The 11,274-nt window shown below is 40.1% G+C and carries 9 protein-coding genes; 8 read left to right on the top strand and 1 reads right to left on the bottom strand.

Annotation, left to right across the window (positions count from 1 at the left end; genetic code table 11):
* Positions 1-249: 249 nt before the first annotated feature.
* The 5 genes from PULV_RS12425 to ihfA all read left to right on the top strand — a co-directional run bounded on the left by PULV_RS12425 (position 250) and on the right by ihfA (position 5,800).
* Positions 250-1,302 carry a DUF2066 domain-containing protein gene (locus PULV_RS12425; RefSeq protein ID WP_176365217.1) on the top strand — a complete coding sequence of 351 codons (1,053 nt, stop codon included), beginning with the start codon at positions 250-252 and terminating at the stop codon, positions 1,300-1,302.
* Positions 1,303-2,013, top strand: coding sequence for a DnaA regulatory inactivator Hda (hda, locus tag PULV_RS12420; protein ID WP_086745270.1), 711 nt, complete (start codon positions 1,303-1,305; stop codon positions 2,011-2,013).
* Positions 2,014-2,115: 102 nt separating this feature from the next.
* Positions 2,116-3,096, top strand: a complete 981-nt coding sequence (gene pheS / locus PULV_RS12415; protein ID WP_086745269.1) for a phenylalanine--tRNA ligase subunit alpha — start codon at positions 2,116-2,118, stop codon at positions 3,094-3,096.
* 14 nt (positions 3,097-3,110) lie between these two features.
* On the top strand, positions 3,111-5,498 hold the full coding sequence (gene pheT, locus PULV_RS12410; protein WP_193331866.1) for a phenylalanine--tRNA ligase subunit beta: 2,388 nt from the start codon (positions 3,111-3,113) through the stop codon (positions 5,496-5,498).
* Between the two features lie 2 nt (positions 5,499-5,500).
* A complete protein-coding gene (gene ihfA, locus PULV_RS12405; protein ID WP_009840442.1) occupies positions 5,501-5,800 on the top strand; it encodes an integration host factor subunit alpha in 300 nt (99 codons plus the stop codon).
* Between the two features lie 61 nt (positions 5,801-5,861).
* On the opposite strand, the gene PULV_RS12400 is transcribed toward ihfA, so the two are convergent.
* Positions 5,862-6,659 carry a DUF2989 domain-containing protein gene (locus PULV_RS12400; protein WP_086745267.1) on the bottom strand — a complete coding sequence of 266 codons (798 nt, stop codon included), beginning with the start codon at positions 6,657-6,659 and terminating at the stop codon, positions 5,862-5,864.
* Positions 6,660-6,801: 142 nt separating this feature from the next.
* Here PULV_RS12400 and PULV_RS12395 point away from each other — a divergent pair, with 142 nt between their 5' ends.
* The 3 genes from PULV_RS12395 (at position 6,802) to PULV_RS12385 (ending at position 11,206) form a co-directional block, all read left to right on the top strand.
* On the top strand, positions 6,802-8,247 hold the full coding sequence (locus tag PULV_RS12395) for a glyceraldehyde-3-phosphate dehydrogenase (RefSeq protein ID WP_086745266.1): 1,446 nt from the start codon (positions 6,802-6,804) through the stop codon (positions 8,245-8,247).
* A gap of 121 nt (positions 8,248-8,368) precedes the next feature.
* The gene (locus tag PULV_RS12390) at positions 8,369-9,493 is read left to right on the top strand and encodes a M14 family metallopeptidase (protein ID WP_086745265.1); all 1,125 of its coding nucleotides are present in this window, start codon (positions 8,369-8,371) and stop codon (positions 9,491-9,493) included.
* A gap of 36 nt (positions 9,494-9,529) precedes the next feature.
* Positions 9,530-11,206, top strand: a complete 1,677-nt coding sequence (locus tag PULV_RS12385; protein WP_086745264.1) for an alanine/glycine:cation symporter family protein — start codon at positions 9,530-9,532, stop codon at positions 11,204-11,206.
* Positions 11,207-11,274: the final 68 nt, after the last annotated feature.

The raw sequence follows: 11,274 nt of genomic DNA, 5'->3' as shown, positions 1-11,274 counted from the left end.
CATCGCCAGGCTCCTATTAAGAAAAGCCCGACTCATTGAGTCGGGCTTTTTGCTGTCTGCTGTACTAGAAATTGATTATAAATCAGCTCTACATTTTATCTACTGACTTTAAAAATATAGGGTTGCGCTTGTTTGATATTAAACACGGATTATAGAAGTCTTTCTTGCTAGTTTAAGCTTAAGATAGTTTTGATTTGTTTGCTGCTTTGCTTTAGGATCGTAGCACTTTCACTGTTAGATGATTTGTTTGTGTATAGAATTATATTCCTGATTTTCTTATTGTTATCTTCAAAATGCATTCAATCGGCTGAGGTTTCTGATTTATATCAATTCAAAGTCTTAGTGTCTGATAAATCAACGTATTCGCGAGATCAAGCGAGCAAAGCTGCGTTACTTGGCGTATTAACTAAAGTTAGTGGCAGTACCGTCGATTCAGAACTACCAGAAATAAAAGATGCTTTTAATAATATTTCTCAATTTATGCGAAAATACCAATATCAAGACGCAGAATATGGAGAACAATATTTAATTATTCGTTTTGATAATAATAAAGTTGATTCATTACTTAATGAAACAGGTTATCCAATATGGGGAAATCGACGACCATTGGTACTGATATGGCTGGCGTTTGAAGACGCATTCCAGCGTGACTTAGTAACACGTGAAGGCTTTCCACAAATAGAACAAGTGTTATCAGATCAATCACAAAAAAGAGCTTTGCCGATTGTTCTACCATTATTGGATCTTGAAGATCGCGTGAATATTACAGTGAGTGATGTTTGGGCGAATTTTTCTGAGCCAGTCAACTTGGCTTCGAAGCGCTATAATCCGGAACGAATTGTTACCGCAAGGTTATATAAACCCCATCAGCAGACATCTTGGCATTTAGATTGGCGATTTACTCATGATTCTGAATTGGCAATAGAATCAATCATTGGCGATCAACAACAAGTAATATCGCAAATGATTGATGATATATCTTCCGCTTTAGCTGGACGCTATGGGGTCAATAAAAGCCAAGAAAATAATCAACGTGGTGAATTATTTATGCTGTCTAGTGTTGATAGTTACATTGAACTAGAACACGCTAAAAGACGATTATTAACGTTAAATGTCGTGCAAGATATCAAAATAGAATCGATAGCAGACTCAAAAGTCACACTTAAATTAATCCTAAATGGCTCAACACAAGACCTCGTTAATACTCTTAGCCTTGATAAAGGTTTCAAGCGTATTTTTGATCCATTTGCACCCGTTGATGAAAATACGATCGAACATTATCAGTGGTTGGGTCTTCGATAAATGAGCAAGTCTGAACCAATGCAACTTGCTCTGGCTGTTACATTACCTGACGATGAAACATTTGCTAGCTATTTTGGCGGCGAAGACTCATTAGAGGTCAGTCATTTAAAAGATTCATTTAATAATTTGCAGCACGCATTTCAATATACCTATCTTTGTGGATTAGGAGATTCTGGAAAATCTCACTTACTTTATGCAACATGTGTGCACGCACAAGAAAAAGGCTTATCAACAATGCTTTTATCAATGAGAGAAGTATTTGAGTATGGTCCTTTGGTGCTTGATGGCCTTGATTCACTCGATGTACTGTGTATTGATGACTTACATTTAATTGCGGGTAATGATGCATGGGAAAAAGCGGTATTTAATTTATTTAATCGTTTTAATGAACCCGGTAAGTGTTTAGTCGTCACGGCAGATTTGTTACCTGACATGCTCAATATCGAACTTCCTGATTTAGAGTCACGCTTGAAGTGGGGCACAACTTTTCAGATCCGATCGATGAGCGATGATGATAAAGCTGAAGCTTTGGTCAAACGAGCTCATATGCGCGGCCTTGAGCTGACTGATGAGTGTGCGCGATTTTTATTAACGCGTTTAAGTCGAGATATGCGCGCACTTCTTGATGTGTTAGATAAGCTCGATCACGCTTCTATGGTTCAACAGCGAAAACTCACCATCCCCTTTATTAAAGTTACTTTAAACTTATAGTCCTCGCGACTAGCATCTAGTCGCAACTTTCAGTTATCATTAGGGATTGTAACAATCCTTAAAAATCGGCAAATCTACCTCACTAGAGGGATCAGAAATCTAATGAATTTAGAAAATATTGTATCGCAAGCACTCGCAGCGGTTGAAAATGCAAGTGAAATCGCACAACTTGAAGATGTGCGAGTAAATTACCTAGGTAAAAAAGGGCAAATAACTGATTTGCTAAAAACACTAGGTAAAATGGATCCGCAAGAACGTAAAACGGCTGGCCAAGTTATCAACCAAGCAAAACAGTCAGTTCAAGAGCAGATTAATATTAAGCGAGAAACGCTTGTCTCTGAAGCATTAGCTAAAAAATTAGCTGCTGAGACAATTGATGTTACTCTACCTGGCCGTGTATTACCTTCTGGCGGTTTACACCCAGTTACGCGCACAATTGAACGTATTGAAAGCTTTTTTGGTGAACTTGGTTTTGCAGTTAAAGCAGGACCTGAAGTAGAAGATGACTTTCATAACTTTGATGCCCTTAATATTCCAGAGCATCATCCTGCTCGCGCTGATCATGATACATTCTATTTTAATCCAAAATTAGTTTTGCGCACTCAGACAAGTGGCGTTCAAATTCGGACGATGGAAACAGAACAACCACCTTTGCGAATTATATCACCAGGGCGTGTTTATCGTAATGATTATGACCAAACGCATACGCCGATGTTCCATCAAGTTGAAGGTTTGATGGTCGATACCGATGTCAGTTTTACGGAACTAAAAGGAATTTTACACGATTTCTTGCGTAACTTTTTTGAAGAAGACATGGAAATTCGTTTCCGCCCCTCATATTTCCCATTTACTGAGCCTTCAGCTGAAGTGGATGTTATGGGTAAAAATGGCAAATGGCTTGAAGTGTTAGGCTGCGGCATGGTTCACCCTAATGTTCTTAAATCAGTCGGGATTGATCCTGAAAAATACACCGGTTTTGCATTTGGTATGGGCGTTGAACGTCTTACAATGCTTCGTTATGGTGTAAACGATTTGCGTGCATTTTTTGAAAATGATTTGAAATTCCTAAACCAGTTCCGATAAGAGTGAAGATTTAAATGAAATTTAGTGAAAAGTGGTTAAGAGAGTGGGTTAACCCAGCAATTGACACCGAGGCTCTATCGGAACAATTATCAATGGCGGGTTTAGAAGTTGATGGCCTGGATCCGGTTGCAGGTAATTTTTCAGGTGTTGTCGTAGGTGAGGTTGTTGAATGTGGACAACATCCTGATGCTGATAAGTTACGCGTAACTAAAGTAAATGTTGGCGAAGACGAACTCCTTGATATTGTCTGTGGTGCAGCAAATTGTCGTCAAGGTTTAAAAGTCGCTGTTGCAAAAGTAGGTGCAGTGCTACCTGGCGATTTTAAAATTAAAAAAGCTAAGCTTCGTGGCCAACCATCTCACGGGATGTTGTGTGCATTTGAAGAACTAGGCATGAGCGATAATTCAGATGGCATTTTAGAATTACCATTAGATGCACCTGTTGGTCAGGATATTAGAGAGTACTTGGGCTTAGATGACACAATTGTTGACGTTGATCTGACAGCTAATCGCAGTGATTGTTTGGGAATTAAAGGCTTAGCTCGCGAAGTCGGTGTGTTAAATGCTATCGATGTGAATGCATTGAGTATTGCCCCTGTTGCTGCAACGATTAATGACACCATTGAGATTGAATTAGTCAACCCAGAGTCATGTCCACGTTACTTAGGACGTGTGATTAAAGGTATCAATCTAGATGCAGTGACACCGCTGTGGATGGTTGAGAAATTACGTCGTAGTGGTGTCCGCTCTATTGATCCCGTCGTTGATGTGACTAACTACGTATTGTTAGAGCTTGGGCACCCAATGCATGCCTTTGATTTAGCTAAAATCGAGGGTGGAATTAAAGTTCGTAATGCACGTGAAAACGAAGAACTTGTATTACTTGATGGCAATACAGCTAAATTAAAACCGACAACTTTAGTGATTGCTGATGAAACTAAAGCATTAGCCATTGCTGGAATTTTCGGTGGACAAGAGTCTGGGGTAACTGAATCAACCTCGGATATCTTACTTGAAAGTGCATTTTTTAGCCCTCTGGCTATTGCAGGTCAAGCGCGCAGTTATGGCTTGCATACAGATGCTTCACACCGATATGAGCGTGGTGTAGATTACCAACTACAACACGATGCAATGGCTAGAGCAACACAGCTATTACTTGAAATAGTCGGTGGTGAAGCAGGGCCAGTGATTGAAGCACTAAGCGAAAAGCACTTACCTGCAAAGAAAGAAGTATCATTACGTCAATCCCGCTTAGATAAAGTGATTGGTTATTCAATAGCCGCTGAAACAGTCACTGATATTTTAAACCGTCTTGGTTTAGCTGCAGTGTATGAAAACGGTCAATGGACAGCACAAGTACCAAGTTTCCGCTTTGATATCAGCATTGAAGAAGATCTGATTGAAGAAGTCGCTCGCGTATTTGGATACAATAATATTCCAAATGAGGCACCAAAAGCGTCATTGAAAATGACCGACCACAATGAATCATTATTGGGTCTTAAAGCGTTTCGTAATACTTTGGTCACTCGTGGTTATCAAGAAGCGATTACTTATAGTTTTGTTGATCCTAAAACTCAAAACGTTATTCATCCTTCTGCTGATGCACTCATTTTACCGCACCCGATTTCAAGTGAAATGTCAGCGATGCGCGTAAGCTTAATGCCTGGATTATTAAGTTCATTGGTGTACAACCAAAATCGTCAGCAATCTCGCATTCGATTATTTGAGCACGGCCTTAAGTTTATTAAAGATGACTCAGCAGAAAATGGCATTGCTCAACAGGCTGTTTTAGGTGGTGTGATTACAGGCAGTGTGATGGGTGAGCATTGGGCAGAAAAAGCCCGCTCGGTGGACTTTTTTGACTTAAAAGGGGATGTCGAAGCATTACTTGCATTGACGGCTGATTGCTCTTCTTTTGAAATCAAAAGTGAAGTCGTTGAAGGCTTGCATCCTGGTCAATCTGCAGTAATTTATCGTAATAATGAAAAAATTGGCTTTTTCGGTACTTTACATCCTGAAATTCAAGCTAAACTGTCTATTAATAGTCAGACTTTTGTCTTTGAAATCGAAATGTTAGGTTTAGAAAAACGTCAATTACCTTTGGCTAAAGAAGTGTCTAAATTCCCTGCAAACCGCCGTGACATCGCGATTGTAGTGAAAGATGATGTAAAATTAGGCGATATTCTTTCAGTTATAGAAAAAGTTGGCGGAAATCAATTGGTTGACCTAAACTTGTTTGATGTGTATAAGGGCAATGGTATTGAGTCAGATCATAAGAGTTTGGCTATTGCACTAACACTGCAAAATGGTGACCGAACGCTCGAAGAGCAGGACATCAAATTGGTTGTAGATCAAGTAGTGGCCGTTTTGGCTGAAGAGTTTAATGCATCGTTGAGGGACTAGATATGGCGCTTACTAAAGCCGACATAGCTGAACACCTATTTGTTAAATTGGGTATTAATAAAAAAGATGCCAAAGAACTAGTAGAAAGTTTTTTTGAAAACATTCGTGCAGCTCTCGAAAGCGGCGAACAGATCAAGCTTTCTGGCTTTGGTAACTTCGATTTACGTGATAAAAACCAGAGACCGGGACGCAACCCTAAAACAGGTGAAGATATTCCTATCTCTGCACGTCGCGTGGTGACTTTCAGACCAGGCCAAAAACTCAAAACAAGAGTTGAAGTCGGTACGACGAAGTCAAATTAGAAATAAAGGCAGCTTAGGCTGCCTTTATTTTTGTTGATTGCTTAATGCATAGAAATAAGTATTAAAAACCACGAGGTGAGATAAATTCACCATTATTGATTTCATCGTAGGTCTTATCGGCTAAATCTTGTAATGCATCTAAAGATTTTCCTTCTCCTTGCAGAAGATTTTCAAGCGGTGCCAAATCAATTTTTTTAACACCAGACTCTTGCGCTATCAATCCCCAGATATACGCATGTTTATAATTTTTTTGTTTATAAAAAATATTAACCAATGATGTATAAATTTCAGTATTGACTGTTTCTCCAGCCGGATTGAGTTGCAAAGCTAAATAGAGCAAGTCTAACGTTTTTTCTAAATCGAATTTAATAAAATATGTGGCAAGTAGAAACTGCATTTCAGAAGTTTGCATTGCTGCTTGTTGTTCTTGTTGCAGTAGTTTCTCCATCGCTTCTTCTGAGCCATTACGAGACCAATGATAATATAACAACTTTGGATAAGTAGAATTGACCGTTTCGTTCGAAAGGCGCTTGATTTCAGCCAAACTGGTCAAGTAGCCATTAACGCGGGATGTCTTTTTATCTTTTAATTTTATGTGTTCAATACCTGCCGCTCGGTAAATACAGCGCGAATATTGCTCGAAATTATCAAGCAATGTGTATTTATTTTCATCCGTCGGTTGTGCTTTTTCATAATGACGCGCAACAATTACTTGCGAACGTTCAACATTGCAATGGCCGTCAGTATTGAGGTCGCTACACATGCCGGGGGTGTTATCACACACATCTCGGACTGACACTTCGTCACCACAGCCCTGTATCAGTAAAAATGGTGCAATTATGAATGCCACTCGTTTCATTGATTTTCCTTTAGTTTTTTAGCATTTATTAGTCTAGCCCAATGTTCTGAATCCTAACAGTAGAGAAAAAAGCAATATTAAATTAGAATAGGCACGCCCATAGAGGGCTATCCGTTCAAAATTTGTTTATTAGGCAGAAAAAATGACCTTATCTCACGAGCAAGAATATCAAAAAAGTTGGCAGGAACGCCAAGATTACGCAGAAAGTATGCAACCGATTATCGGTAAATTATACCGTAATGCAGGTATTGAAATCGCAATTTATGGCCGACCTTTAGTTAGTGCGAGCACGATTGATGTGATTAAAGCACATAAAACAGTGGCGCAGTTTGAAGAAAGTAAATTACGTTTACGTGAAAGCTTCCCTTTCTTAGAAGCAATTAGCAAAATGGATTTAGCCTCAGCGCGTATCGATTTAGGTAAACTTGCCTATGCATATATTTATAAAAATGCAGGCGAAGGTCGCACTATTGAAGCGTACTTAAATGATGAGTTAGCTGAAATCGTTAATGTGAAAGATGACACTAAACCGCGTGATGTTGTTTTATATGGTTTTGGACGTATTGGTCGTTTATTGGCACGTTTATTAATTGAACGCGGTGGCTCTCACGCCGATTTAAGCTTACGTGCAATCGTGGTACGTGGTGGACGTGATGGTGACTTAGAAAAGCGTGCCAGCTTATTACGTCGTGATTCAATTCATGGTCCATTTAATGGTTCAATTACAGTTGATCATGAGCGCAATGCAATTAAAGCAAATGGCACTTATATTCAAGTTATTTATGCTAACTCTCCGGCAGAAATTGACTACACAGCCTATGGCATTGACGATGCATTAATTGTTGATAATACAGGTATTTGGAGTGATGAAGAAGGCTTAGGGCAGCACTTGCAATCAAAAGGTGCTGCAAAAGTGCTACTGACGGCTCCAGCAAAAGGTGACATCAAAAACATCGTCTATGGTGTGAACAATGATGTGATTTTAAAAGAAGATAAAATTATCTCTGCTGCAAGTTGTACAACCAATGCAATTACACCAGTGCTAAAAGCCATTAATGATAAATATGGTATTTTAAACGGCCATGTTGAGACAGTGCATTCATATACGAATGACCAAAACTTAATTGATAACTACCACAAATCAGAGCGTCGTGGTCGCAGTGCTGCGCTTAATATGGTTATCACGTCAACAGGTGCAGCAAAGGCAGTCGCTAAAGCGCTACCTGAACTTGCGGGTAAATTAACTGGCAACGCAATCCGTGTTCCAACACCGAATGTTTCTATGGCTATTATTAATTTAAATCTTAATAGCAGCACCGAACGTGAAGAGCTCAATGAATTCTTACGTGATACTGCGCTTTATTCAGATTTACGTGATCAAATCGACTACACAGCTTCGACAGAAATAGTATCGACTGACTTAGTCGGCAGTCGTTATGCCGGTGTTGTTGATTCTCAAGCGACCATCGTTGATGGTAATCGTGTTGTACTGTATGTTTGGTACGATAATGAGTTCGGTTATAGCTGTCAGGTTGTTCGTGTTATGCGCGATATGGCTGAAGTAACGCACCCAAGCTTGCCGCGTTAATCGTTGTAACGAATAAAAACCAGCCATGTGCTGGTTTTTTTATTTCTTTTATTCCGGAGCGATTTTACCACCGAAATAAGTGTGGTAGTCTTGGCGCCAATGTGCAAAAAAGGTTAATTAAATGAAAATTTCTAGTCAGTTTGACTCAGGCAATATCGTTGTAAATAGCATTGAAAATCCAAACGATATTCAACTCTCAATCCACAAAGACAACAATTCTGATTTTTTCCAGTGGTTTCACTTTCGTTTAGATTCTCGTCGTGGTCAATTACACAATTTGCATATCGGTGGTTTGGAAGCTTCTGCTTACCCTGATGGATGGGAAAATTACCAAGCCGTTGCATCGTATGATCGCCAAACATGGTTACGTCTGCCGACAACATATGCTAACGGTGTATTAAGTATTGAATGTGAAATGGAATGTGATCAGATTTACATCGCCTATTTTGCACCTTACAGTTATGAACGTCACTTAGACTTAATTTCTTTGGCTCAATGCCATGACATTTGCCAGGTTGAGACATTAGGCCAGACAGTCGATCAACGTGATATGACATTAATTCGTGTTGGAGAGCCAGCCGAAGGTAAAAAGAAAATTTGGATTACCGCTCGTCAGCACCCAGGTGAAACAATGGCTGAATGGTTTGTGGAAGGTGTACTTCATAAGCTACTTGACGATGAAGATGCGCATGCTGCTGCGTTGCTAAATAAAGCTGTGTTTTACATTGTTCCTAACATGAACCCTGATGGCAGTGCACGTGGGCACCTTCGCACAAATGCGGTAGGTCGCAACCTAAACCGCGAATGGCAATCACCGTGTCAAACAAATAGCCCAGAAGTGTTTTATGTTCGAGAGAAAATGCTCGAAGTGGGACTTGATATGTTCTTAGATATCCATGGTGACGAAGCGATTCCATATAACTTTGTTGCAGGTTGTGAAGGTGTACCAAGTTACGATGCTCGTCATCAAGCACTTGAAGAAGCATTTAAAGCGGCTATGCATGCTGCAACGCCAGAGTTTCAAGATGTACATGGTTATGATAAAGATGAACCGGGTCAAGCTAATTTGACAGTCGGCGCTGCATGGGTTGGTGAGCAGTTTAAGACATTATCCTATACCGTTGAAATGCCATTTAAAGATAATATCGGCTTACCTGATCCAGATTATGGATGGTCAGACCGTCGTTCATATTCATTTGGTCAAGATACCTTAGTCGCGGTTTTAAATGTGGTCGATAAGCTTTAATAAAGCAGATAAAAATAATAACAAGAGGAACAACACGTGCAAGAGTTTGGTAATTTATTAGACAGCCTAGATGGCATGTTAGGGGGAGCTGCTTGGTTCCCATATGTTTTGTTAGGGGTCGGTTTATTTTTTACGATCTACCTTAAGTTCCCTCAGGTGCGTTACTTCAGACATGCTCTTCAAATTGTCAGTGGTAAGCATGAGAAGAAATCAGCTGAAGGGGATACAACGCATTTCCAAGCTCTTGCTACCGCGTTATCGGGTACTGTGGGTACCGGTAACATTGGTGGTGTTGCGCTGGCAATTTCAATCGGTGGTCCAGCGGCATTATTTTGGATGTGGATGACAGCATTTTTTGGTATGACGACCAAATTTGTTGAAGTGACCTTGTCACATAAATACCGTGAAAAAACAGAAGACGGCACCATGGCCGGTGGTCCGATGTACTACATGGACAAACGACTGAATATGAAATGGCTTGCGGTATTATTTGCTATCGCAACTGTGATCAGTTCATTTGGAACAGGTAGCTTGCCGCAAATTAACAATATAGCTCAAGGCATGGAGGCAACGTTTGGGTTCGCACCAATAGCGACAGGTGCGGTGTTATCTGTACTGCTTGCTTTGGTCATTTTAGGTGGTATTAAACGGATTGCGGCGATCACTTCTCGCGTCGTGCCATTAATGGCTGCTGTGTATATCATCGGTGCGCTTGCGGTTATTTTTTATAATATCGAAAATATCGGCCCTTCTTTTGCGGCTGTATTCAGTAATGCATTTACTGGTTCATCTGCAGCGGGCGGTTTCTTAGGCGCGTCGTTTGCTTATGCGTTTAACCGTGGTGTAAACCGTGGTTTATTCTCAAATGAAGCTGGTCAAGGTTCTGCACCTATCGCGCATGCTTCAGCGAAGGCGGATGAGCCAGTGTCTGAAGGTATGGTGTCTATTTTAGAGCCATTCATTGACACTATCATTATTTGTACCTTAACTGGCTTAGTGATTTTATCGTCAGGTGCATGGAACGAAAAATTTGAAACCAGTTTTGAACGTTCGAGTATGACCTTCCTAAAAGGTAATTACACTGAGTCAGACGATGCCGATCGTAAGGTCTTATTTGATTACCTAAATGATGAAGCCAATAACGTAGAACTCTACAATGGCCAAATCAATGTCATTGAGGGTAAAGCGGTCAACCAAGATTTTACTGTTCTTCATTCGCGCTCAATTGGTGAAGATATTCGGTTTGGTTTAACTGAACGCCATGTTTACACAGGTACAATTGACATTGTTGATGGTGTTATTGACGACACTGCAATCTTAGTCAAAGGCAAATCATTGGTTCACTCAGCTGAACTGACAACAATAGCATTTACACGCGGTTTCTTTGGGGAAAACGGTAAATACATTGTTTCGATTGGTTTATTATTGTTTGCTTTTTCAACTGCAATTGCTTGGTCTTATTATGGTGACCGTGCCATGACTTATTTATTAGGTAGTCGCTCAGTCATGCCATATCGCGTTTTTTACGTTGCAGGGTTCTTTTGGGCTTCGTTTGCTGATACTACACTTGTTTGGAAATTAGCAGCAGTGGCTATTGTTGTTATGACCTTACCAAACTTACTGGGTATTATGATCCTCCATAAAGAAATGAAGCAGTCTGTGGATGATTATTGGGTGAAGTTTAAAAAAGACAAGGACGATGAAAAAGAGTAGAATATGCGGCGTCCAATAGGGCGCCTTTTTTATTCTTGTCCCTTGACGGTGTCGTTAAGTAGTATGTA

It is taken from the genome of Pseudoalteromonas ulvae UL12, assembly GCF_014925405.1.
Classification (GTDB): Bacteria; Pseudomonadota; Gammaproteobacteria; order Enterobacterales; family Alteromonadaceae; genus Pseudoalteromonas; species Pseudoalteromonas ulvae.
The sequence above is the reverse complement of the archived record's forward strand: the minus strand, read 5'-3'. Positions and strand labels throughout refer to the sequence as shown.

What these genes read in the sequence shown, in the direction of transcription:
- hda (WP_086745270.1), top strand. Translation starts at nt 1,303, where the DNA reads ATGAGCAAGTCTGAACCAATGCAACTTGCTCTGGCTGTTACATTACCT.
- pheS (WP_086745269.1), top strand. Translation starts at nt 2,116, where the DNA reads ATGAATTTAGAAAATATTGTATCGCAAGCACTCGCAGCGGTTGAAAAT.
- pheT (WP_193331866.1), top strand. Translation starts at nt 3,111, where the DNA reads ATGAAATTTAGTGAAAAGTGGTTAAGAGAGTGGGTTAACCCAGCAATT.
- ihfA (WP_009840442.1), top strand. Translation starts at nt 5,501, where the DNA reads ATGGCGCTTACTAAAGCCGACATAGCTGAACACCTATTTGTTAAATTG.
- PULV_RS12400 (WP_086745267.1), bottom strand. Translation starts at nt 6,659, where the DNA reads ATGAAACGAGTGGCATTCATAATTGCACCATTTTTACTGATACAGGGC.
- PULV_RS12395 (WP_086745266.1), top strand. Translation starts at nt 6,802, where the DNA reads ATGACCTTATCTCACGAGCAAGAATATCAAAAAAGTTGGCAGGAACGC.
- PULV_RS12390 (WP_086745265.1), top strand. Translation starts at nt 8,369, where the DNA reads ATGAAAATTTCTAGTCAGTTTGACTCAGGCAATATCGTTGTAAATAGC.